Annotated in this window: 21 protein-coding genes and 1 pseudogene; 10 read left to right on the top strand and 12 right to left on the bottom strand. The window is 64.0% G+C overall.

Features of this window, described 5'->3' with window-relative positions; translation table 11 throughout:
• Positions 1–63: 63 nt before the first annotated feature.
• The 3 genes from putA to spdA form a co-directional block, all read right to left on the bottom strand.
• On the bottom strand, positions 64–3,771 hold the full coding sequence (putA, locus tag AC3WVQ_RS00485) for a trifunctional transcriptional regulator/proline dehydrogenase/L-glutamate gamma-semialdehyde dehydrogenase (RefSeq protein WP_090295057.1): 3,708 nt from the start codon (positions 3,769–3,771) through the stop codon (positions 64–66).
• Between the two features lie 186 nt (positions 3,772–3,957).
• Positions 3,958–4,272, bottom strand: a complete 315-nt coding sequence (locus AC3WVQ_RS00490) for a YkgJ family cysteine cluster protein (protein WP_034797263.1) — start codon at positions 4,270–4,272, stop codon at positions 3,958–3,960.
• 40 nt (positions 4,273–4,312) lie between these two features.
• A complete protein-coding gene (gene spdA, locus AC3WVQ_RS00495; RefSeq protein WP_034797261.1) occupies positions 4,313–5,119 on the bottom strand; it encodes a 2', 3'cyclic nucleotide phosphodiesterase SpdA in 807 nt (268 codons plus the stop codon).
• Between the two features lie 200 nt (positions 5,120–5,319).
• On the opposite strand from spdA, the gene AC3WVQ_RS00500 reads away from it, so the two are divergent.
• Complete coding sequence (locus AC3WVQ_RS00500) at positions 5,320–6,354, top strand: proline racemase family protein (RefSeq protein ID WP_060581832.1); 1,035 nt, start codon at positions 5,320–5,322, stop codon at positions 6,352–6,354.
• A 92-nt stretch (positions 6,355–6,446) separates the two neighbouring features.
• Here AC3WVQ_RS00500 and AC3WVQ_RS00505 read toward each other — a convergent pair whose 3' ends face one another.
• Both AC3WVQ_RS00505 and AC3WVQ_RS00510 read right to left on the bottom strand, forming a co-directional pair.
• Complete coding sequence (locus AC3WVQ_RS00505; RefSeq protein WP_309139233.1) at positions 6,447–6,785, bottom strand: tetratricopeptide repeat protein; 339 nt, start codon at positions 6,783–6,785, stop codon at positions 6,447–6,449.
• A pseudogene (locus AC3WVQ_RS00510) lies at positions 6,762–7,307 on the bottom strand (sel1 repeat family protein); the annotation flags it as partial. The gene AC3WVQ_RS00505 and the pseudogene AC3WVQ_RS00510, both read right to left, overlap by 24 nt.
• A gap of 210 nt (positions 7,308–7,517) precedes the next feature.
• On the opposite strand from AC3WVQ_RS00510, the gene AC3WVQ_RS00515 reads away from it, so the two are divergent.
• On the top strand, positions 7,518–8,141 hold the full coding sequence (locus AC3WVQ_RS00515; RefSeq protein ID WP_089043361.1) for a FecR family protein: 624 nt from the start codon (positions 7,518–7,520) through the stop codon (positions 8,139–8,141).
• A 48-nt stretch (positions 8,142–8,189) separates the two neighbouring features.
• On the opposite strand, the gene AC3WVQ_RS00520 is transcribed toward AC3WVQ_RS00515, so the two are convergent.
• From AC3WVQ_RS00520 to AC3WVQ_RS00530, 3 genes are read right to left on the bottom strand one after another with little or no spacing between them, the layout of a single operon-like run.
• Complete coding sequence (locus tag AC3WVQ_RS00520) at positions 8,190–10,052, bottom strand: CHASE2 domain-containing protein (RefSeq protein WP_090295054.1); 1,863 nt, start codon at positions 10,050–10,052, stop codon at positions 8,190–8,192.
• A gap of 5 nt (positions 10,053–10,057) precedes the next feature.
• Positions 10,058–10,762, bottom strand: a complete 705-nt coding sequence (locus AC3WVQ_RS00525; RefSeq protein WP_034797255.1) for a Crp/Fnr family transcriptional regulator — start codon at positions 10,760–10,762, stop codon at positions 10,058–10,060.
• Entirely contained in the window at positions 10,710–10,919 is a 210-nt protein-coding gene (locus AC3WVQ_RS00530; protein ID WP_143034208.1) for a hypothetical protein, read from the bottom strand. Before AC3WVQ_RS00530 ends, AC3WVQ_RS00525 begins: the two co-directional genes overlap by 53 nt.
• A gap of 106 nt (positions 10,920–11,025) precedes the next feature.
• On the opposite strand from AC3WVQ_RS00530, the gene AC3WVQ_RS00535 reads away from it, so the two are divergent.
• Positions 11,026–11,448 carry a DoxX family protein gene (locus AC3WVQ_RS00535; RefSeq protein WP_034797251.1) on the top strand — a complete coding sequence of 141 codons (423 nt, stop codon included), beginning with the start codon at positions 11,026–11,028 and terminating at the stop codon, positions 11,446–11,448.
• 73 nt (positions 11,449–11,521) lie between these two features.
• Here the strand turns inward: AC3WVQ_RS00535 and AC3WVQ_RS00540 are convergent, their stop codons facing one another.
• Both AC3WVQ_RS00540 and AC3WVQ_RS00545 read right to left on the bottom strand, forming a co-directional pair.
• On the bottom strand, positions 11,522–11,950 hold the full coding sequence (locus AC3WVQ_RS00540) for an RbsD/FucU family protein (protein ID WP_060519841.1): 429 nt from the start codon (positions 11,948–11,950) through the stop codon (positions 11,522–11,524).
• Entirely contained in the window at positions 11,950–13,182 is a 1,233-nt protein-coding gene (locus AC3WVQ_RS00545) for an ROK family transcriptional regulator (RefSeq protein WP_034797247.1), read from the bottom strand. Before AC3WVQ_RS00545 ends, AC3WVQ_RS00540 begins: the two co-directional genes overlap by 1 nt.
• 342 nt (positions 13,183–13,524) lie before the next feature.
• Between AC3WVQ_RS00545 and AC3WVQ_RS00550 the strand changes: the two genes are divergently transcribed.
• The 7 genes from AC3WVQ_RS00550 (at position 13,525) to AC3WVQ_RS00580 (ending at position 20,196) form a co-directional block, all read left to right on the top strand.
• Positions 13,525–14,550, top strand: a complete 1,026-nt coding sequence (locus AC3WVQ_RS00550; protein WP_034797243.1) for a sugar ABC transporter substrate-binding protein — start codon at positions 13,525–13,527, stop codon at positions 14,548–14,550.
• Positions 14,551–14,748: 198 nt separating this feature from the next.
• Positions 14,749–15,834, top strand: a complete 1,086-nt coding sequence (locus tag AC3WVQ_RS00555) for an ABC transporter permease (protein ID WP_034797242.1) — start codon at positions 14,749–14,751, stop codon at positions 15,832–15,834.
• Complete coding sequence (locus tag AC3WVQ_RS00560; protein ID WP_034797240.1) at positions 15,834–16,616, top strand: ATP-binding cassette domain-containing protein; 783 nt, start codon at positions 15,834–15,836, stop codon at positions 16,614–16,616. The genes AC3WVQ_RS00555 and AC3WVQ_RS00560 overlap by 1 nt, the downstream gene beginning before the upstream one ends.
• Positions 16,613–17,233: a nucleoside triphosphate hydrolase gene (locus AC3WVQ_RS00565; RefSeq protein ID WP_090295050.1), complete on the top strand. Its 621-nt coding sequence runs from the start codon at positions 16,613–16,615 to the stop codon at positions 17,231–17,233. Before AC3WVQ_RS00560 ends, AC3WVQ_RS00565 begins: the two co-directional genes overlap by 4 nt.
• Before the next feature lie 186 nt (positions 17,234–17,419).
• Complete coding sequence (gene pyrC / locus AC3WVQ_RS00570; protein WP_090295048.1) at positions 17,420–18,457, top strand: dihydroorotase; 1,038 nt, start codon at positions 17,420–17,422, stop codon at positions 18,455–18,457.
• A 27-nt stretch (positions 18,458–18,484) separates the two neighbouring features.
• Complete coding sequence (locus AC3WVQ_RS00575; protein ID WP_043618867.1) at positions 18,485–19,177, top strand: orotate phosphoribosyltransferase; 693 nt, start codon at positions 18,485–18,487, stop codon at positions 19,175–19,177.
• Positions 19,178–19,269: 92 nt separating this feature from the next.
• Entirely contained in the window at positions 19,270–20,196 is a 927-nt protein-coding gene (locus tag AC3WVQ_RS00580) for a carbohydrate kinase family protein (protein WP_060581836.1), read from the top strand.
• 3 nt (positions 20,197–20,199) lie between these two features.
• On the opposite strand, the gene AC3WVQ_RS00585 is transcribed toward AC3WVQ_RS00580, so the two are convergent.
• Both AC3WVQ_RS00585 and AC3WVQ_RS00590 read right to left on the bottom strand, forming a co-directional pair.
• On the bottom strand, positions 20,200–20,412 hold the full coding sequence (locus AC3WVQ_RS00585) for a helix-turn-helix domain-containing protein (RefSeq protein WP_090295046.1): 213 nt from the start codon (positions 20,410–20,412) through the stop codon (positions 20,200–20,202).
• Positions 20,413–20,415: 3 nt separating this feature from the next.
• Complete coding sequence (locus AC3WVQ_RS00590; protein WP_060581837.1) at positions 20,416–20,970, bottom strand: DUF2975 domain-containing protein; 555 nt, start codon at positions 20,968–20,970, stop codon at positions 20,416–20,418.
• Between the last annotated feature and the right edge of the window lie 103 nt (positions 20,971–21,073).

Consider the following 21,073-nt stretch of genomic DNA (forward strand, 5'->3'; position numbering starts at 1 on the left):
ATGTCAGTCAGTTTAGCCCTCTCCCACGACGGGGAGAGGGCGCTTCGCAAGATATGGAACCGATCAGCCGATCGCCATCAGGCTGGCATTGCCGCCGGCCGCTGCCGTGTTGATCGAGGTCGAGACCTCCTCGAGCAGCCAGTTCAGGCAATAGGCGTCGGGGTTCTTGACGATCTCTTCGCTCGAAGCCGCCTGGACGAGAACGAGCGGGCCGGGAAGGCCGGCGATCGTCTTGCTGACTTCGCGCACGCGGGCACCGTCACCTTCGACGAGCGCGCCTGCGAACGGACCGTCGGCGGCCCAATCCTTCGACCAGGAAAGGCGTGCGGCGATGCTCGCCGGCAGATCCTTCAGCGAAGCCTGCAGACCGGAAGCCGCGTCGACGACGACGGTGTTGCCGGTCGCAAGGGCGGCACCCAGCTGGTGGTAGAGGCCGGTTTCGGTGGTCGGAACCAGCAGCACGCGGCCACGCGGATGCAGCGCATAGAGGTTGCGCTCGCCGACCGGGCCCGGAAGTTCCGAGTGAAGCCCGAGGGCCGAGTTGCTGCCGGCGGTGCGGGCGGCTTCGGCTTCCGCCTTTTTACCCTTGCCGTCGAGCCACTTGGCAAAGTCGAGCAGAACAGGATCGGTGTGAACCGAGCTGTGCTGCGGCGGGACCGGGGCGGTGGCGACGAGGCGGCCGAGATAGAGCGGGCCGCCAGCCTTCGGGCCGGTGCCGGAGAGGCCACGTCCGCCGAAGGGCTGAACGCCGACGACGGCGCCGATGACGTTGCGGTTGACGTAGAGGTTGCCCGCCTTCACCCGCGAGGTGACGTGGGCGATGGTCTCGTCGAGGCGCGTGTGCAGACCGAAGGTGAGGCCGTAGCCGGTGGCGTTGATGTCGTCGATCAACCGGTCGAGATCGTCGCGGCGGTAGCGGATGACGTGCAGAACCGGACCGAAGACTTCGCGCTTGAGGTCCGAGAGCTTGTCGAGCTCGACGATCGTCGGCGGCACGAAGGTGCCCTGTTCGGTGCCGGAAGCAAGGCCGATCTGCTCGACCTTGCGGCCGAGGCCGCGCATGGCATCGATGTGCTTCTCGATGATGCCCTTGGCCTCAGCGGTGATAACAGGGCCGACATCGACCGAGAGCCGGTCGGTGCGGCCGATCTTGAGCTCATGCAGCGCACCCTTCAGCATCGAAAGCGTGCGGTCGGCAACGTCTTCCTGCAGGCAGAGTACACGCAGCGCCGAGCAGCGCTGGCCGGCGCTGTCGAAGGCCGAGGCGATGACGTCGCCGACGACCTGTTCGGCAAGTGCCGAGCTGTCGACGATCATGGCGTTCTGGCCGCCGGTTTCGGCAATCAGCGGGATCGGCCGGCCGGCGGGCGACAGTCGATCGGCAAGCTGCGCCTGGATCAGGCGGGCGACTTCGGTCGAGCCGGTGAACATCACGCCGGCGATCTCAGGCGCGGCAACGAGCGCCGCACCGATGCGGCCGTCGCCGGGGAGCAGCTGCAGCGCGTCGGCTGGAATGCCGGCCTCGTGCAGAATGCGCACGCCTTCGGCGGCGATCAGCGGGGTTTCTTCAGCGGGCTTCGCCAGCACCGGGTTGCCGGCGACGAGCGCGGCGGCAATCTGGCCGGCGAAGATCGCCAGCGGGAAGTTCCATGGGCTGATGCAGACGATGGGACCAAGCGCCTTGTGAGCCGGGCCGAGCGTGCGACGCGTCTGTTCGGCGTAGTAGCGTAGGAAGTCGATCGCTTCGCGCACTTCGGCAATGGCGTTCGGCAGCGACTTGCCGGCTTCGCGGGCGATGAGGCCAAGCAGGGTCGGCATGCGCGCCTGCATCAGGTCGGCAGCGCGGGTAAGGCAGGCGGCGCGCTCGGCGGGCGAGACGGCGGCCCAGCTCGCGGCGGCCTTGGCGGCAAGCGTCGCTGCCTGGCGGGCGTCGGCTTCCGATGCCTCGGTGACCGAGCCGACCACGTCGCGGTGGTCGCCGGGGTTGACGACGGCGCGGGTTTCGCCGGAGGCGGGCCCCGTTGCCAACTGCGGAACGGCCTTCCAGTTAACCGTCGCACTTGCCTGGAGCGCTGCGGTCAGCGAAGTCAGGCCGGCTTCGTTCGAAAGGTCGAGACCGGCGGAGTTGCGGCGCGTGTCGCCGAAGAGGTTGTCGGGCAGCGCGATCTGGTCGTGCGGTGCGCCAACGACCGGCATCGCGCGCACGATCTCGACCGGATCGGCAATCAGTTCGTCGACCGAGACCTTCGGGTCGGCGATGCGGTTGACGAAGGAGGAGTTCGCACCGTTTTCGAGCAGGCGGCGAACGAGGTAAGCCAGCAGCGTCTCATGGGTGCCGACCGGCGCGTAGATCCGGCAGGGACGGTCGAGATTGCCCTTGCCGACCACCTCGTCATAGAGCGGCTCGCCCATGCCGTGCAGGCACTGGAACTCGTACTTGCCGACCTTGAAGTCCTTGCCGGCCATTTCGTAGATGGTCGCCAGCGACTGGGCGTTGTGGGTCGCGAACTGCGGGAAGATCACGTCGGTTGCGGCCAGCAGCTTCTTGGCACAGGCGATGTAGGAGACGTCGGTGTAGATCTTGCGGGTATAGACCGGAAAGTCTTCGAGACCGTCGAGCTGCGCGCGCTTGATCTCGGCGTCCCAGTACGCGCCCTTGACGAGGCGCACCATGACGCGGCGGCCGGCGCGGCGCGCAAGGTCGATGATGAAGTCGAGCACGTAGGGGCAGCGCTTGCCATAGGCCTGGACGACGAAGCCCATGCCGGCCCAGCCGGCGAGATCCTTGTCGAGGCAGAGTTCTTCGAGCAGGTCGAGCGAAAGTTCGAGACGGTCGGCTTCCTCGGCGTCGATGTTGAGGCCGATGTCGTATTTCTTGGCGATAACGGCGAGCGCCTTCACCTTCGGCAGAAGCTCATCCATGACACGCGACGCCTGCGAACGGGCGTAGCGCGGGTGCAGCGCCGAAAGCTTGATCGAGATGCCGGGGCCTTCATAAATGCCGCGGCCGGCCGATGCCTTGCCGATGGCATGGATCGCCTGCTCGTAGTCGCGGTAGTAACGCTCCGCGTCGGCAGCCGTCGTCGCCGCTTCGCCGAGCATGTCGTAGGAATAGCGGAAGCCCTTCTGCTCGAGTGCGCGCGAACGGCGCAGCGCCTCGTCGATGGTTTCGCCGGTGACGAACTGTTCGCCCATCATGCGCATTGCCATGTCGACGCCGCGGCGGATGACCGGCTCGCCGCAGCGGGCGATCAGGCGGGTGAGCGCGGCGGAAAGGCTGCGGTCGTTGACGGTTGAGGTCAGCTTGCCGGTGACGACGAGGCCCCAGGTGGCGGCGTTGACGAACAGCGAGCGGCCACCGCCGATATGCGACTTCCAGTCGCCGTCGGCGATCTTGTCGCGGATCAGCGCGTCACGCGTCGCGGTGTCCGGAATGCGCAGCAGCGCTTCGGCCAGGCACATCAGCGCCACGCCTTCCTGGCTGGAGAGCGAATATTCCTGCACGAGGCCTTCGACGCCCGAACCCTTGTGCTTGGCGCGTAGCGCTTCGATCAGCTTGCGCGCCGTCTTGGCGGCGGCCGCGCGGGTGGTGGCGTCGAGCGTTGCGGCTTCGACCAGCGCCGGCAGCGCTTCCGTTTCCGGCCGGCGGTAGGCGGCGGTGATCGCCTGGCGCAGCGTGCTCTGCGGTCGGACTGGCGGGGCGAACTCGGCAAAGGGAGCCTGAGGCGCGCCGGTCTCTGCAGTGGTCTTGTGAAGCGGTGTCTGGCTCATCGAGCGCTATCCTCCGGGAAGCGGTTTTGAAGGCGCGGCGCGCCCTCGATCGTGGGCGGAAAATACGCTTCCTTTCGCCGTACATCCATCCGGCAAATTTGATCTTTGGCGGAATGTTTCACCGTCCCACGCGCACGGCGCCGCAGAGGATGCGGAATGTTCGCAATATCGCCGGATGATCCGGTGTTATGCGGCCTTGCCGAAATGCTTCTCGCGGGCCATCAGGCACTCGTCATCGCCCGGCATGCAGGTGCGACAGACGATCGGTCGGATCGCGTAGATCTTGCAGCCGACATGGTCGCCGAGCTTGCCGTTGAGCGCCAAGCAGCGATCGTCCTCGCAACGCATGCCACCGAGATCGGCGGACACATACTCCGCCGGGATCAGGTCGAGCTCCTCGTCCGTCTCCAGCGAGAAACGCGGCCAGTCGGCCGAATAGGCGCAGCAGGCGCCGCAGCTCTGGCAATCGAAGCTTTCGTCGAGGGATACGGGTTCGGTCATGCCGTCAAACTAGCATGAAGGCCGTGCGTTCGAAATGGCCTTACGCGATGGCGGCATCCCGGCGAGCGATCTCGTAGTCCTCCGTATGCACCAGCACGCCATCGGCGGTCACGACAGCGATGCCATAGGCCGCCGGCTCGTCGACCGACAGCGACGCGTCCGGTGCGTCGAAGGGCATCGGCTGCTGGTGCACCGGGCTCTTGAAGACCGAGAAGGGAATGCCGCGGGAAGAACCACTGATCGTGCGGTGCACATGGCCGGCGAAGATGTGCCGGACATTGCCGTGCCGTTTGACGAGATCATAAAACTCCGCCTCGTTGGCGAGCCGGATCATGTCCATGCCGCTAAAGCCGGTCCTGTGCGGCGGGTGATGCATGAAGATGAGCACCGGCCGGTCGCCGGCATCGGCCAATTGCCGGTCGAGCCAGGCGAGCCGCTTGGCGCAAAGTACGCCGGCATGGCTGGTCGGATAATCATAGGGCGGGGCAAACAGCGTATCGAGCAGGAGGACGCGGCAGTCGGCAAAATCGATCGCCTGCTGCACGAAGCCGTTCTCGTCGGTCTCGGCATCGGCAAAGACGTCGCGGAACACCTCGCGCCGGTCATGATTGCCGATGGTGATGGCGACCGGCGGCGTAAGCTGATCGATGAGCCGCTTCAGGCGCTCGTAGGACGCGCGGTCCGCGTAGTGGGTGAGGTCGCCCATGAAGACCACCCGGTCTGCGTCCGCATGGTAGCGGTTGACATGCGCGATGCCGTTGGCCAGCCGCTGATGGGGGTCAAGGCCGATGATTGTCGTACCCTCGGGCACCATATGCAGGTCGGTGAAGATGATCAGCTTTGTCATGGAGTTCCAGAGGGTTGCGTCCGATTGGCCCAAGCTGTCGCGCCGACGGGCGTGCGTCAAGCCGCATCTTTGGGCTCGACAGACGAACTGCGGCCCGCGGTTTTTCTTGCGGGCGCGCGCGGAAAGCGGTAATGCAGGCGCATCTGATATATCAGCCATGGTCGCCGCTAAGGCTATGGCAAACGCGTTGGAGAAACGGCATGCGGTGGAAGCGCACGATCCAGTTGCTGGACGTTCATTGCGAGGGTGAAATCGGCAAGGTCGCGATCGGCGGCGTGCCGAAGATCCCGGGCAACTCGATCGCCGAGCAGCTCAACCACATCAACACGGTCGATGACAGCCTGCGCCGGTTCCTGTGCCTGGAGCCGCGCTCCGGCTCGATCGGGTCGGTCAACCTTCTGGTGCCGCCGAAGCGGCCGGAAGCCGATGCCGGCTTCATCATCCTGCAGGCCGACCAGGCCCATGCCATGTCCGGCTCGAACTCGATCTGCGTCACGACCGCGCTCTTGGAATCCGGCATCATAGAGATGAAGGAACCCGAGACCGTCGTCATGCTCGACACTGCCTCCGGCCTCGTCAAGGCGACCGCCACCTGCCGCGACGGCCGCTGCGAAAAGGTGAAGCTGACGATGGTGCCGTCCTTCGTGCATGAGCTCGACGTCGAGGTCGAGACGCCGAAGTGGGGCAAGATCAAGCTCGATCTCTGCTACGGCGGCATCTTCTACGCCCTGGTCGATGTCGGCCAGATCGGTACCACGATCGACAAGGCGAACGCCCGCGAGATCGTCGAAGCCGGCATGATCCTGAAGGACATCGTCAACCGCACCATCCCCGTCGTTCATCCGGAAATCCCGGAGATCAAGGGCGTCGCCTATGTGATGTTCCGCGATGTCGAGGCTGACGGCACGATCCGCACCTGCACCACGATGTGGCCGGGCCGCGTCGACCGCTCGCCTTGCGGCACGGGCAGCTCCGCCAACCTTGCGACGCTGCATGCGCGCGGCAAGGTCAAGGTCGGTGACGTCCTGAAGTCCCGCTCGATCATCGGTTCGGAATTCGAAGTGGGCCTCGAAGGGGTCACGACTGTTGCCGGTCGCGAGGCGATCATCCCGACCATTGCCGGTCGCGGCTGGACCTTCGGTCTGCACCAGGTGGCGCTCGACCCGTTCGATCCGTTGGCCGATGGCTTCGCGCTCACCGATACCTGGGGGCCGCAGGCAGGCGAAATCCGCTAGTCGGTCGCGTTCTTAGGGGGTGTTCTAAACGAAAACGCGGGCCGAAGATCATGGGATCTCCGACCCGCGTGGCCCTTGGGAGGCGTGTTCGATTACTTGATGCGGCTTGCCTTGGGGAGCATGGCTGTCTCAAACCCATCGCTTACGCTGAGTGCGGCGAGCTTCTGGCCGGCAAACGCATCGCCTTCATTGGCGGCCTTGCGGAAGATTTCCCGTGCCGCAGGGATGTCCTTGTTGATGCCTTCGCCGTTCTCGAGCATCAGGCCGAGATTGACCATGGCATCGACATTGCCCCTGTCGGCGGCCAGCCGGTAGAACTTGGCGGCCTTCGCGTTGTCCTCAGCGACCAGCTTTCCTTCGTCCAGGATGACCGCGAGATTGAAGGCGGCGACGTCGTCGCCGGCGAGGGATGCCCGCTCGAACCATGCGATCGCGAGTTCGCCGTTGACCGAGGTTCCCATGCCGTCGCGATAGGAGACGCCGAGATTGTAGGCGGCGAGAATGTTGCCGGCGGCGGCGGCCTTCTGGTTCAGCGCGAATTCGGTGGCGGTATCGCCTTCTTCGCCGACGAGAACGGCATAGTTGGTCATGGCCAGCGCGTGGCCATGTTCGGCGGCTTCGCCGAGAATGCGTTGCGACTGGATCTTCTGGCCGGCCTTGTCGAGAACGCGGGCCAGCTGAAACTCGGTGCGGGCGCCACTCTTCTGGTTATAGGCCTCGCGGCAGGCCGACAGCGCGACGCCGATCTTGATGTCCTCAGTGGCAACGGCCGGGAAGGCCATATTGCGTTGCAGGTCGAAAATGCTGCCTGCCTCGCGGTCGCAGACGTCGGCTGCGGAAAGCTCGGCGGCGCGGGCTGAAGGAAGTGCGATCGCAGCAACCGCCAGCAAGCTGACGACAGCCAGGAATACGGCGTTGATGATGCGGGTGCCGGATGCGCTGCGATTTTCCATGAAGCTCTCCCTTCTCTTGACGGTGAACTTATCCCTGCTCGTTGGAGACGGCTGTTCCGGCGGGAACAGCCCGGCAACGAAAGCTCGGGCGAAGTGGCGAGGGACTGCTGCGGGCCGGCCCTGCGCCCGCTTGCATCCGGGAGCGCCGGGGCTATCCTCGCAAGGCGGCAGCGATACGGGAGATAAGCGATGGAAGATCTGGCAGCGTCGATGCGCAAGATGCTGGTGAGCCGGCGCGTCGTCGTCGGCGGTCTGTTGCTGACGGCGGTCGGCGGTGGTGCTACGCCCGCCTGGGCAGGCTCAGCCCTTGGCGAGGCAACGGAGATCCGCGGCGATGTCCGGCTGAGGCAGGCAAAAAAGGATAAGCCACTCGCCGTCGGCGGTCAGCTGTTCGAGAACGACCGCGTGCACACGAACGCCGAGAGTTTTGCAACCTTGAATCTGGGCACGGATACGCGCGTGCTTCTGGGCGCCGAAACCGAACTGCTCGTCGATAGCTTCATTGCCGGGCAGGGCGGCACGCTCGAGCTTGGAACGGGTCGCATGGTCTTCGACCGGCCTGAGGGGTTGCCGAAGGTCGATGTCGCCGTCCGCACGGCCTTCGGCATGATCGGCGTGCGCGGCACCAAGTTCTTCTGTGGTCCGAGCCGGGCCGCCTTTGCCGTCTTTGTCGAACATGGAAGCGTTTCGGTCGCGCGCGGCGGCGTAACCAAGATCGTCGCTGCGGGGCAGGGGGTGGAGTTTCATCATCGCGGGGACGCCCCGAGCGAGCCCGCCAACTGGGGCGAGGCGCGCATCAAGGAGGCCTATGCCAGCGTCGGCCTGACGCGCTGAGCTGACGCCGACATTATCCGAAGCGGCGGGTGCAGACGGCGCGCCGCCTCAGTCGGCGACCGTGAACAGTTCCATCGTCGAGAACCCGCGGATCTCGTGGCTGCCAAGCGGGCGAAGCGGCCTTTTGCTTTCCTGAGCGGCAGCGGGCCCGACGCAGATCGCCGTGCCGAGAAACTTGTTTGCCTCCTGAAGGCGTGCCGCCAGATTGATCGCATCGCCGTGGGCCGTGTAGTCGAGCTTGCCGCCGGCGCCGACCTCGCCGACGACGGCCGGTCCGGTCTCGATCCCGATCCGCGTCCGGCCGAAACCGTTGGAGGCGAACTGCGGACGCCTGCGCATCTCTTCCGTCAGCGCATGGATCGCCTTGGCGCAATCGATGGCCCTGTCGACATGATCAGCCAGATCCTCCGGGGCGTTGAAGAACGCGTGCACCGCATCGCCCACCACCTTGTCGACCATGCCGCCATGGTCGGCCACCAGCGCGTTGACTTCGGCAAAATAGATGTCGAGCAGGGCGATGAGCGCCCGCGGCTTGAGCCTCTGCGACAGGGTGGAAAAGCTCTCGATGTCGGTAAAGAGCGCGGTCACCTGGCGCTCCTCGCCAGCCATGCGGGCAAGTCCGGGATTGTCGATGTAGCGGGCGACCACCGACTGCGGCAGATATTGCGAAAACTTCTGCCGGGCCGTCGCTTCCGCGCGCCGCACCTGGGCAAATTGCAGGACGCTGGTCACCGCGAGGACGGCAATAAGCGCGACCGAGACGCTGACGGCATCGATGAGCCAGCCGCTGGCATCGTAGACGACGGCAGCTGCAGCGACCGCGGCGGCGACGGTGCAAAGGCCGAGCGCCGCCGATGTCAGCGGCCGCAGGCGGGTGGCGGCAAAGGCGATGCCGAGGCCGGCGACAAGTGCGGCCACGGCTTCGGCAAGCGGCAATCGGCCGTCGCGCTGCGGCACGAAGCCGGTCATGATCGCGTTGGCGATGTCGGCGTGGATCTGCACCGAGGGTTCGAGCGGCATCGAGGCGCTCGGTCTGAGGCCTCCGAGGCTTGGCAGGCTGCTGCCGATCAGCACGAGTTTGCCGGCGAAGCGCTCGGGCAAAGCCTTGCCGGACAAGACGTCGGCCGCCGAAACCGTACGTTCGCTGAGCCGTTCCTGGGGACTTGCGACGAAACGCAGGCTTCCGGTGTCGTCGAGCAAGATCGTTTGCCCGTCGATGCGCATCCAGGCCGGCTGGCCGCCGAGGATGGGCGTGCCGCCGCTCCGCATCTGCCGGGCCGCTTCGATCGCCAGCGTCGGATAGGCGTCGTTGCCGAGGATGGCATAGGCCTGAACCCGGCGTATGCGCGCATCCTCGTCGCCGACGAGAAACGAGGCCGCCGCCGCACTCGCCTGATCCATGAAGGCCCGGCATGACGTTTCCGCGCCGTCGAGAAACCACAGTTCGGGCGCGGTGAAGGGTCGGCTGAGCGCCAGCGGCGGCACGGGACGCGGCCGCTCCTGCACCGTATCGGCGACGAGAAAACCGAGAACGACGGCGGTCTTCGAAAGTGCTGCGGCAAGCGCCGGGTTGCCGTCGGAGCTGGGGTCGCAATCGGCGCTGAAGACGAAATCGACTGCAATCACCTTGGCGCCCGCGGTCGCGAGTCGCGACAGAAGCTCGGCGGTCGCTGTCCGGTCCCATTCACCCGAAGGGCGCGACTGGTGGGCCTGCCGGTCGATGTCGACGACGACGAGGTCGGGCGACTGGGGGGCAGGAACCCATTGCGTCAGACTGTCGAAGAACAACTCGCGCTGGGTTTCGAACAGCGGTCCGGCGTAGAGATAGAGTGCTATGGCCGCAAGCAGGCTCGTGAGGCAACCGCCGGCGAGCGGCGTGAAACGCAAACGCCGGCGCGGCTCAACGACCATGCGGTCTAGTCCTCCTCGGGGTCAGCGATGCTCTGCAGGCGACCGACCTTGCAGGCGATGATGCCTTCGTTGCGCTTGATCGCGCCGCTCTCCTCAAGCCACTGGATGGCGCGGTTGACCTTGGGTCGGCTGGCGCCGAGCACGCCGGCGATGTCCGTCTGGCTCATGGTCAGCCTGAGATTGGCACTTTCCGGCAATTCGTTGCCGTGGATCTGCCGGAGGGTCGCGAGGAAGAAGCGCGCCACCCGGGCGTTGAGGTCGTAAAGCGCGATGGTTTCCAGCCGCTCCGTCGTGTCGCGAAGCTGGGCGCAGAGAAAGCGGATGACCGCTTCGGCCGCCTCCCGTCGATTGGTGACGATGTCGAGAAAGGCCTTCTTGCCGATTACATAGCCCTCGGAGGCGGTCGTGGCGGTCGCATCGGCCGAACGGGTCTGACCGTCGAGCACCGCCATCTCGCCGAAGATCGCGCCGGCTTCGTGCTGGCGCAGCATCAGTTCGCGGCCCTGCGGCGTGATCAGCGACAGCTTGATGCGCCCGGAGATGACGACAATCATGTAGTTGCCTTCGTCGCCGCGCTGGAAGATCACGGTGCCGGCCGGCCATTTCCGATAGGTTGCGATATTGGCAAGTTCGGCGATAGCGTCCTTGTCGAATTCTTCAAAGATCGGAAACGAGCGCCAGAATGCCGGGCTCCTGTTGATTTCGTTCATGACATTCCCCCGCGCGGCGTCCCCTGCCGCGCCGAAATTCTTCGCCCAGCCGCTCCGTCGTTGCAACATAAAAGAACGAGGCGTCGTCGTTGTAGTTCCGCATTGTCTTGCAGTCCTGCGTCGAGAAGTGGCCGATAGAAGGTTGACGATGCGTCATCGGCGTTTCATTTTTGTGAACGATCTGTCGCCCGCGCAACGGCTAGATGATTTTGAAAATACTGATACTTCTGTTGCCAACGAACCGTTTCTCACAGGAGTCTTCCATGTCTCAGAATGTTGTCGTCCTCGTCGGACGCATCCTGCTTTCGATCATGTTTATCACGGCCGGTTTCGGCAAGCTCACCGATCCGTCGGCGACCGCCGGAATGATCACCGGTGCCGGCTGGCCCGCGCCGACGCTGCTTGCCTATCTCGCCGGCGCCTTCGAACTGGTTGCCGGTCTTGCCGTTCTCGTCGGTTTCCAGACGAAGATTGCGGCCTACCTGCTGGCGGCCTTCACGCTCGTGACCGCCTTCGTCTTCCATAGCGGTGCGATCAACATTCCGACCTTCCCGCCGGAAGCCAACGGCCTGCTGAGCGTCTTCAACAGCCTGATGATGATGAAGAACATCTCGGTCGCCGGTGGTTTCCTCGTGCTCGCCGCCTTTGGCCCGGGCGCGCTGTCGATCGACAAGCGCGGCGCCTGAGGCGCGGATTTCACTTGATGAAATGCAAGGCCCGCCGGTTCGCCGGCGGGCTTTTTTCGTTGTGTGCGAAGTCTTAGGGATAAATCACGCCCTTACGCAGGATGACGTTGCCGTAAAGCCGTGGCTCGCTCGTCTGGACCACAGTGTGGGCGGCCCTGACGCGCGGATAGAAATCGGCGCCGAGCAGAGGCACAACGCGGCGGTTCGGTTCGTGCTTGCCGCAGCACGCTACGATCTCTTGGTGGACCGGGTCGAGCGTGTCCTTGTCCTGTTTGACAGTGGCCCGGAAGATCGCCTCGGGCACAAAATCGTCGATCGGCAAGACGCTCAAGATAGCGTCGAGCACGGGGATCAGCGGGTGCCCGTCGAGCCGGATGAGACGGCGCGCATGTTCCTGGCCGGGGTAGTTGCCATCCACCAGCGCGATCTCGTCGCCGTGGCCCATCGCTCGCAGCGTTGCGAGCAGTTCGGGACTGAGGATCGGGTTTAGGCCTTTCAGCATCAGCCGAGCTCCTTGAAGAGGACATTGGTGTCGAGCAGGTAGCGGGAAAAGAGCGGCAGGCTCGCGCCGCCGATGGCGCGCGCATGGCTGCCGACCATGCCTTCCACCAGTTCGGGAATAGTCACGCCCTGAAGGTCGAGGTCGTAGAGCGCCTTGCGCGTGGCGGAAAGCAACCGCGCCCGCACCCAGGGCGGGAAGCCGCCGTCGATGACGACGGCCGAGAAGTCGACGATCGAAACGGCGGAGACGACGGCCTGGGCGAGGGCTGCGCCGCAGTCGTCGATCCAGATGTCGAGCGGTTCGCCGAAGTCGATCCAGTCGTCGGCCGAGTACCAGAGCGGCCGCGGATCGATGCCGCGTTCGCGCAAGAGGTTTTCGAGCACGAAGACCGAGGCGATCTTGAGCAGCTGGATGGTCTTGCCGTCCTTGCCCGAGACCGGCAGCGGACCGACGGCGCCAGCCGTTCCTGTTCGCCCGGAGAAGAGTGCGGAGTTCAGCACAACACCGCCGCCGATGAACGAGCCGATATAGAAATAGACGAAATCCGGATAGCTGGCGCCGACGCCGAAGGCGAGCTCGGCACCGCAGGCGCTGGTGCCGTCGTTCTGCAGAAACACCGGATAGGTGGTACGGGCAGCGACCGCCGCCTGCAGGTCGACGTCGCGCCACCTGTTCATCTCTTCGCGCGGCGCGCCCACTTCTTCGGCCCAGTTCCAGAGCTCGAAGGGGGTGGCGATGCCGATGCCGGCGATGCGCTTGCGCTGGTCGGGGCCAAGCTGCTGTTCGAGCTTCGCCATGCCGGAAATGATGAAATCGACGAGGTCGCCGGGCAGTGGGTAGGCATGCACGTGGTGCAGATGCAGCCGGATGTTGCCGACGAAATCCATCAGCACCAGATCGGCGCTGCGCCGGCCGATCTTGACGCCAAAGGAATAGACCGCGTCTGGGTTGAGCCGCATCGGCGTCGAGGGCTGGCCGACCTTGCCTCTGACGGGATCGCCTTTGACCAGAAGGCCGTCGCTTTCGAGCGCGCGCATGATCACCGAAACGGTCTGCGCCGACAGGCCGGAGCGCCGGGCAATGTCGGCCTTGGAGAGGCCGCCGTGGCGCCGGACCAGCGACATGACCAGCCGTTCGTTATAGGCGCGCACGCGCGTCTGGTTGGCGCCGCCGCTCGGATCGATGACTTCAGGTTGCGTCGGTCCCCGGTCGGGGCCGTCTGTCAGTGACATGCCACCGTCTCCTCCCGTTGGCATTGGATTATGTGAGCGGGATGCGGGCGCAAACCGCCTGCATAGTTCCTCATCCCGTTCTGCCGCCCGCTTGGCGCAGGTCTCTTGTTTCCACTTGTCGCGGCTCTGTCAATTTGGTCGGCGCGCCAATCCTCCGGTGGAGCGCTGTCATCCCAACAATGCCACATCGAAATAATAATTCAATTTGATTTATTTATTGACACCCCGGAAATTTAGTGTTTGTTTTTGTCTCGGAAGCGCCAGTTGCAGCGGAGGAGAATGCTGCGGTGGTGTAGCCAGGGCCGGTCCGCCGGCACGATTTTCAATCCTTGGGAGGATTTCATGAAGAAGACTGTTCTTTCCGCTGCTTTTGGCGCGCTGTCGCTTGGCGTTGTCTTCGCCATGCCCGCGCAAGCCGCCGATGTCGGCGCCTGCCTGATTACCAAGACCGACACCAATCCCTTCTTCGTCAAGATGAAAGAGGGCGCGACTGCCAAGGCCAAGGAACTCGGCGTGACGCTGAAGTCCTATGCCGGCAAGATCGACGGCGACCATGACAGCCAGGTGGCTGCGGTCGAATCCTGCATTGCAGACGGTGCCAAAGGCATCCTGATCGCCGCCTCCGACACCAAGGCGATCGTCGATCAGGTCAAGAAGGCGCAGGAAGCCGGTCTGCTCGTGATCGCGCTCGACACGCCGCTCGATCCGGCAACCGCCGCCGATGCGACCTTTGCCACCGACAACCTGCTCGCCGGCAAGCTGATCGGCCAATGGGCCGCCGCCACCATGGGTGATGGTGCCAAGACCGCCAAGATCGGCTTCCTCGACCTGACGCCGTCGCAGCCGACAGTCGACGTTCTGCGTGACCAGGGCTTCATGATGGGCTTCGGCATCGACACGAAGGATCCGAACAAGATCGGCGACGAGGACGATCCGCGCATCGTCGGCCACGACGTCACCAACGGCAACGAGGAAGGTGGCCGCAAGGCGATGGAGAACCTTCTGCAGAAGGATCCGGATATCAACGTCATCCACACCATCAATGAGCCGGCCGCCGTCGGCGCCTATCAGGCGCTGAAGGCCGTCGGAAAGGAAAAGGACGTGCTGATCGTTTCGGTCGACGGCGGTTGCCCGGGCGTCAAGTCGGTCGCCGAAGGTGTCATCGGCGCAACCTCGCAGCAGTACCCGCTGATGATGGCGGCTCTCGGCATCGAGGCGATCAAGAAGTTCGCCGACACCGGTGAGAAGCCGAAGCCGACGGAAGGCAAGGACTTCTTCGATACCGGCGTCTCGCTCGTCACCGACAAGCCGGCAGCCGGCGTCGAATCGATCGATACCAAGGTCGGCACGGAGAAGTGCTGGGGCTGATTGCCCGCCTTCTACCGTCACCATGTAAAGGCAACGGAAGGGCGGCCCCGGCCGCCCTTCGCGTAAGCGCCGATGTCTTTGACAAGGCGACGAAAACCGCGCAGCTTTTAAAGAGTGCTATTGCCCGCGTCATTGTGGGCGGGCTGTGCACGACACCATCGCAACCCCTTGGGAGTGGGGTTCACGGGAGGAAGGTCCATGGGCGAGCCCAACACAGCCGCGCAGCCATCCCAGGAATTCGAAAAAGTCCTGGTCAACAGTTCGACGCAGGTCGCGTCGTTCGATACGCATGACAAGACAGCGGTCCAGAAGATCCAGCATTTCCTGCATTCGACGCCGGCCGCCGTGCCGTTCATCGTGCTGATTGCAGCGATCCTGATCTTCGGCATCGCCATCGGGGGTAAGTTCTTCTCGTCCTACACCCTGACCCTGATCCTTCAGCAGATCGCCATCGTCGGCATTCTTGGTGCCGCACAGACGCTGGTGATCCTGACCGCCGGCATCGATCTTTCGATCGGTGTCATCATGGTGCTGTCGGCTGTGATCATGGGCAATTGCGCCGTCACCTACGGCCTTCCGGCACCGATCGCGATCTTCATCGGCTTCGTCGTCGGCGGCGCCTGCGGCTTCCTCAACGGCTTCCTCGTCTCCAGGGTCAAGCTTCCGCCGTTCATCGTCACGCTCGGCACCTGGTATGTCATCATGTCGACGAACTTCATCTATTCGGCCAACGCGACGATCCGCGAGGCCGACGTAACGGCCGTCACCCAGATGCTCCACCTCTTCGGCGTCAGCTTCAAGGTGGGCTCCGCCGTCTTCACGCTCGGCGTGGTGATGATGGTTGTGCTGGTCTTCGGCCTCTGGTACGCGCTCAATCACACCGCCTGGGGCCGCCACCTCTATGCCGTTGGCGACGATCCGGAGGCGGCGAAGCTCTCGGGTATCCGCACCAGCCGCGTGCTTCTGAGTGCCTATACGCTTGCCGGCCTGATCGCGGCACTTGCCGCCTGGGTCTCGATCGGCCGCAACGGCTCGATCTCGCCGTCTGCAGCCGTCACCGACTACAATCTGCAGGCCATCACCGCAGCTGTTATCGGCGGCATCTCGCTCTTCGGCGGCCGCGGGTCGATCCTCGGCACACTGATCGGCGCGATGATCGTCGGCGTCGTCTCCATGGGGCTCAACATGCTCGGCGCCGATCCGCAGTGGAAAGTCTTCCTCACCGGCGTCTTGATCATCACCGCCGTCGCAATCGACCAATGGATCAGAAAGGTAGCAGGCTGATGGCTCAGGAACCCATTCTCACCGCGCGCGGCCTGGTCAAGCGTTACGGTCGCGTCACCGCCCTCGATCATGCCGATTTCGATCTCTATCCCGGCGAGATCCTCGCCGTGATTGGCGACAACGGTGCCGGCAAGTCCTCGATGATCAAGGCGATCTCCGGCGCCATCACGCCGGATGAGGGCGAGATCCGGCTTGAGGGCCAACTGATCAACTTCCGTTCGCCGATGGAAGCGCGAACAGCCGGCATCGAAACGGTCTATCAGAACCTGGCGCTGTCGCCGGCGCTGTCGATCGCCGACAACATGTTCCTCGGCCGCGAAATCCGCAAACCTGGCATCATGGGCAAGCTCTTCCGCACCCTCGATCGCGCGGAAATGGAAAAGCGGGCGCGGGCGAAACTGTCCGAGCTCGGGCTGATGACGATCCAGAACATCAACCAGGCGGTGGAAACGCTCTCGGGCGGCCAGCGCCAGGGCGTGGCCGTGGCGCGGGCCGCGGCCTTCGGCTCCAAGGTGGTGATCATGGACGAGCCGACGGCGGCACTCGGCGTCAAGGAAAGCCGGCGGGTGCTGGAGCTGATCCTCGACGTGCGCTCGCGCGGCCTGCCGATCGTCTTGATCTCGCACAACATGCCGCATGTATTCGAGGTGGCCGACCGCATCCACGTTCACCGTCTCGGCAAGCGGCTCTGTGTCATCAATCCGAAGGAGCATACGATGTCGGATGCGGTTGCCTTCATGACCGGGGCGAAGGAGCCGCCGCGCGAGGCGCTTGCGGCATGAATGTCGAGCCGATTGCAAACGAAATCCTGAAACGGGCGGCTGGTGCCGCCCGCTTCGTCGTCGCCATCGCCGGGCCGCCCGGTGCCGGGAAGTCGACGCTGGCCGAGGCGCTGGCCGAAACCCTGGTTGCCGGCGGCGAAAGGGCGGCGGTTCTGCCGATGGACGGCTTCCACATGGACAATGCCGTTCTTGAGGAAAAAGGTCTCCTCCCACGGAAGGGGTCGCCGGAGACATTCGACGTCAGGGCTTTTCTTTCGACGGTCGCCGCGGTGCGCGCCAATGACGGCGAGGTGCTGGTTCCGGTCTTCGACCGCTCGCGCGAGATCGCGATCGCCTCTGCCAGGATCGTTGCGCCCGAGACCCGCATCATCCTGGTCGAGGGCAACTACCTGCTGCTCGACGAGGCGCCGTGGGACGGGCTCGAAGGCGCCTTCGATTTCTCGATCTTCATCAATCCCGGCGTGGCAGAACTGGAGCGGCGGCTTTTGCAGCGCTGGTCCGATCACGGCTATGACGAGGAGGCGGCGAAGCGCAAGGCTCTCGGTAACGACATCCCGAACGCGCATCGCGTGGTCGACCATCAGCGGGCGGCGGATCTGGTGCTTGCGGATTTCTGAGCGATGGTCGGATTGCGGATTGTGTTTGCGGGCGCATTGGTGATATCGAGACGCGGTTCCACCACATGAGAAACCGCCCGCCACCCGCGTACCCGCCGGCTCGCAAAGCTGCGCGCGCGGATCGGGCGCGAGCCCGGGGCTGCGGTTTTCCGTCTGCGCCTGCTCTGACCTAGGAGAACGCTGACCATGCAAGACCTCGTTATCCGCCGCCCGGATGATTGGCACCTTCATTTGCGCGACGGCGACATGCTGAAGGGCGTTATCGCCGATACCAGCCGCCATTTCGCCCGCGCGATCATCATGCCCAACCTGGTGCCGCCTGTCGTCACGACCGCAGACGCCTCCGCCTATCGCGAACGTATCGTCTCGGCGATCCCGGCCGGGGACCGGTTCGAGCCGCTGATGACGCTCTACCTGACCGCAGGCACCAATCCCGACGACGTCGAAGCCGGCCACAAGAGCGGTCTCGTCAAGGCGGTCAAGCTCTACCCGGCAGGTGCGACGACCAACTCGCACTGCGGCGTGCGCAACATCGACGAGGCGATGCCGGTGCTGGAGCGCATGGCAAAGATCGGCCTGCCGCTCTGCGTGCATGGCGAAGTCACCAGCTCTGATGTCGACATCTTCGACCGCGAGGCCGTGTTCATCGAGACCGTGCTCGATCCCTTGCGCAAGCGCCTGCCGGAACTGAAGGTGACGATGGAGCACGTCACTACCAAGGACGGCATCGACTACATCAAGGCGTCGAAGGCGAACCTTGCAGGTTCGATCACCACCCATCACCTGATCATCAACCGCAACGCCTTTCTCGTCGGTGGGATTAAGCCACACTATTACTGCCTGCCGGTCGCCAAGCGCGAGAACCACCGCCTGGCATTGCGCGCGGCTGCCGTCTCCGGCGACAAGCGCTTCTTCCTCGGCACGGACTCCGCACCGCACGTCGATCCGCTGAAGGAATGCGCTTGCGGCTGCGCCGGCATCTACACCTCGATCAACACCATGAGCTGCCTGGCGCATGTGTTCGAGGAGGAGGGCGCGCTCGACAAGCTCGAAACCTTCGCCTCGCTGAACGGTCCCGCCTGGTACGGGCTGCCGGTGAACGAGGAAACGATCACGCTCAGGAAACAGGCAGAGGCTGTCACTTATCCCAAGAAGATCGAGACCGGTGCCGGTCCGGTCACCGTCTTCGATCCGATGTTCCCGCTGCACTGGGCCGTCGTTTGATCGCTTGAAGTTTTGAAGGAGAGTTTGATGTTTTCCAACGCGTTCACCGACAAGGCCGTCATGGCCGAGCTGGTCGCCAAGATGCTCTGGGAGATCAAGGCCGTGCATTTCAGCGCCGACAAGCCCTACAAGCTGTCGTCCGGCATGGCGAGCCCCGTCTATATCGACTGCCGCAAGCTGATTTCCTATCCGCGCATCCGTTCGGCGGTGATGGATTTTGCTGCAGCGTCGATCCTGCGCGAAGCCGGTTTTGAGAAGTTCGACGTGGTTGCAGGCGGCGAAACCGCCGGCATTCCCTTCGCCGCCATGCTTGCCGAACGTCTCGGTCTGCCGATGATCTATGTGCGCAAGGCGCCCAAGGGCCACGGCCGCAACGCCCAGATCGAAGGCCATATGCCGGAAGGCGCCCGCGTTCTCGTCATCGAGGACCTGACGACGGCTGGTGGCTCGATGTTCAAGTTCATCGACGCGATCCGCGCAGCCGGTGGCATCGTCGACCACGGCATTGCGCTCTTCTACTACGACATCTTCCCGGAAGCGGTCGGCGAGATGAAAGGCAAGGGCGTCGACCTGCACTGGATCGCCACATGGCGCAACGTGCTTGCGGTCGCCCGCGAGCAGAAGCTGTTCGACGAAAAGACGCTCGGTGAGGTCGAGGCCTTCCTCAACGCGCCGCTCGCCTGGTCGGGCCGCAACGGCGGCGTCAGCGCCTTGGCGTAATCTCTGGCGAGGCCCCGGTTCTGCCGGGGCCTCGTAGCGTCTTCAGTCATAATTTTTAAATCGATTGAAAATCTGTCGAGGAGGATAAGCCGATGATCGTATGCTGCGGAGAAGCGCTGATCGACATGCTGCCGCGGGACACGACCGCGGGCGAGAGTGCCTTTGCGCCCTATGCCGGCGGCGCGATCTTCAACACGGCGATCGCCCTTGGCCGCCTCGGCATCCAGACCGGATTTTTCACGGGTCTCTCCGACGACATGTTCGGCGATATCCTGCGCGACACGCTGAAGGCAGCGAATGTCGATTTCGGCCCCTGCGCGACGCTGTCGCTGCACACGACGCTTGCCTTCGTCAAGCTGGTCAACGGCCATGCCAGCTACGCCTTCTTCGATGAAAACACTGCCGGCCGCATGATCACCCGCGAGCACCTGCCAACGCTCGGCGATTTCTGTGAGGCACTGCATTTTGGCGCGATCAGCCTCATCCCCGAGCCCTGCGGCTCGACCTACGAAGCATTGATGACGCGCGAGCATGAAAAGCGGGTCATTTCTTTCGATCCGAATATCCGCCCCGGTTTCATCAAGGACCGAGAGGCTCATCTCGCCCGCATGAACCGCATGGCGGCGATGTCCGATATCATCAAGTTCTCCGACGAGGATCTCGCCTGGTTCGGCATGGAGGGAAGTCACGACGATCTCGCGGCCGAATGGCTGAGGCGCGGCCCGAAGCTGGTGCTGATTACCAAGGGCGCCGATGGCGCCGTCGGTTATACCGCCCGCCACAAGGTCGAGGTTGCCGGTGAGCGCGTGACCGTGGTCGATACGGTCGGTGCCGGCGACACTTTCGATGCCGGCGTGCTGGCATCGCTGAAGCTCGCCGGTCTCCTGAGCAAGGCCGATGTCGCCGGCCTCACTGAAACCGCCGTTCGCAACGCGCTGGCGCTCGGCGCCAAGGCGGCGGCCGTCACGGTCTCGCGCGCAGGCGCCAACCCGCCGTGGAAGCATGAAATCGGTCTTTGATCGTTAGTCCGGGTCCGGGCGGTATTCCAGGATATCGCCCGGCTGGCAGTCGAGTGCTGCGCAGATCCTTTCCAGCGTGTCGAAGCGCACGCCCTTCACTTTTCCGGATTTCAGCAGCGAGATGTTCTGCTCGGTGATCCCCACCTGTTCGGCAAGATCGCGTGAACGAACCTTGCGTTTCGCCAGCATCACATCGAGATTGACGACAATCGGCATGCGCTAGACGAAGCTCCTGTTCTCCGCCTCGACCCCCGATGCGATGACCATGACATGGCCGAGGCCGACGACGAGCCCGGCCATCAGAAGCACGATCATCGTGCCGCCATTGATGTCGAACATCACCGCATGTCCCGTGGTGCCCGGGTTGTCATAGGTGACAGCGAGGATGCCGATCCCATTGCTGACGGTCATGCACAGCGAGCCGAAAAGGGCGGTCAGTCCCACCCGCCGCAACAGCACGCCATTGCGGCCGGACAGGATCTCGCCGCGCTGGAAGCTGTCGAAAAGCTGCCAGGCGAATGCGAGGCCGGCAATGACGAGCGCGTTGTTGATCGCAGTCAGAAAGGCGACGGTCCCGATGGCTCGATAGGACAGAGTGATGATCTCGACCCGAGGGAAGACGATGTCGCGAACGCCCTGTTCGAAGCCTTGCCGGTCGAAGAAGATCTGCCAATGCGTGTAGACGACCGCCGAACAGAACAACGCTCCGCACAATATGATCATGAGCTTCATGAAGCGGCTGAGCTTGCGCAGCCTCTCGGCGGAGTTCGTCATACAAAGTCCCTTATCGTTTCACTTGTATTTTTATCGTAAAACAATAAATAATTGCCGTCAATTGTGATGTTGGATGCGGCCCTGGAGCTTTCCTGGCAGGAGG

This window comes from Ensifer sp. EB106-05-01-XG146 (assembly GCF_058791875.1).

Coding starts and splice junctions, on each gene's coding strand:
- putA (WP_090295057.1), bottom strand. CDS start 3,771: ATGAGCCAGACACCGCTTCACAAGACCACTGCAGAGACCGGCGCGCCT.
- AC3WVQ_RS00490 (WP_034797263.1), bottom strand. CDS start 4,272: ATGACCGAACCCGTATCCCTCGACGAAAGCTTCGATTGCCAGAGCTGC.
- spdA (WP_034797261.1), bottom strand. CDS start 5,119: ATGACAAAGCTGATCATCTTCACCGACCTGCATATGGTGCCCGAGGGT.
- AC3WVQ_RS00500 (WP_060581832.1), top strand. CDS start 5,320: ATGCGGTGGAAGCGCACGATCCAGTTGCTGGACGTTCATTGCGAGGGT.
- AC3WVQ_RS00515 (WP_089043361.1), top strand. CDS start 7,518: ATGCGCAAGATGCTGGTGAGCCGGCGCGTCGTCGTCGGCGGTCTGTTG.
- AC3WVQ_RS00520 (WP_090295054.1), bottom strand. CDS start 10,052: ATGGTCGTTGAGCCGCGCCGGCGTTTGCGTTTCACGCCGCTCGCCGGC.
- AC3WVQ_RS00525 (WP_034797255.1), bottom strand. CDS start 10,762: ATGAACGAAATCAACAGGAGCCCGGCATTCTGGCGCTCGTTTCCGATC.
- AC3WVQ_RS00530 (WP_143034208.1), bottom strand. CDS start 10,919: ATGACGCATCGTCAACCTTCTATCGGCCACTTCTCGACGCAGGACTGC.
- AC3WVQ_RS00535 (WP_034797251.1), top strand. CDS start 11,026: ATGTCTCAGAATGTTGTCGTCCTCGTCGGACGCATCCTGCTTTCGATC.
- AC3WVQ_RS00540 (WP_060519841.1), bottom strand. CDS start 11,950: ATGCTGAAAGGCCTAAACCCGATCCTCAGTCCCGAACTGCTCGCAACG.
- AC3WVQ_RS00545 (WP_034797247.1), bottom strand. CDS start 13,182: ATGTCACTGACAGACGGCCCCGACCGGGGACCGACGCAACCTGAAGTC.
- AC3WVQ_RS00550 (WP_034797243.1), top strand. CDS start 13,525: ATGAAGAAGACTGTTCTTTCCGCTGCTTTTGGCGCGCTGTCGCTTGGC.
- AC3WVQ_RS00555 (WP_034797242.1), top strand. CDS start 14,749: ATGGGCGAGCCCAACACAGCCGCGCAGCCATCCCAGGAATTCGAAAAA.
- AC3WVQ_RS00560 (WP_034797240.1), top strand. CDS start 15,834: ATGGCTCAGGAACCCATTCTCACCGCGCGCGGCCTGGTCAAGCGTTAC.
- AC3WVQ_RS00565 (WP_090295050.1), top strand. CDS start 16,613: ATGAATGTCGAGCCGATTGCAAACGAAATCCTGAAACGGGCGGCTGGT.
- pyrC (WP_090295048.1), top strand. CDS start 17,420: ATGCAAGACCTCGTTATCCGCCGCCCGGATGATTGGCACCTTCATTTG.
- AC3WVQ_RS00575 (WP_043618867.1), top strand. CDS start 18,485: ATGTTTTCCAACGCGTTCACCGACAAGGCCGTCATGGCCGAGCTGGTC.
- AC3WVQ_RS00580 (WP_060581836.1), top strand. CDS start 19,270: ATGATCGTATGCTGCGGAGAAGCGCTGATCGACATGCTGCCGCGGGAC.
- AC3WVQ_RS00585 (WP_090295046.1), bottom strand. CDS start 20,412: ATGCCGATTGTCGTCAATCTCGATGTGATGCTGGCGAAACGCAAGGTT.
- AC3WVQ_RS00590 (WP_060581837.1), bottom strand. CDS start 20,970: ATGACGAACTCCGCCGAGAGGCTGCGCAAGCTCAGCCGCTTCATGAAG.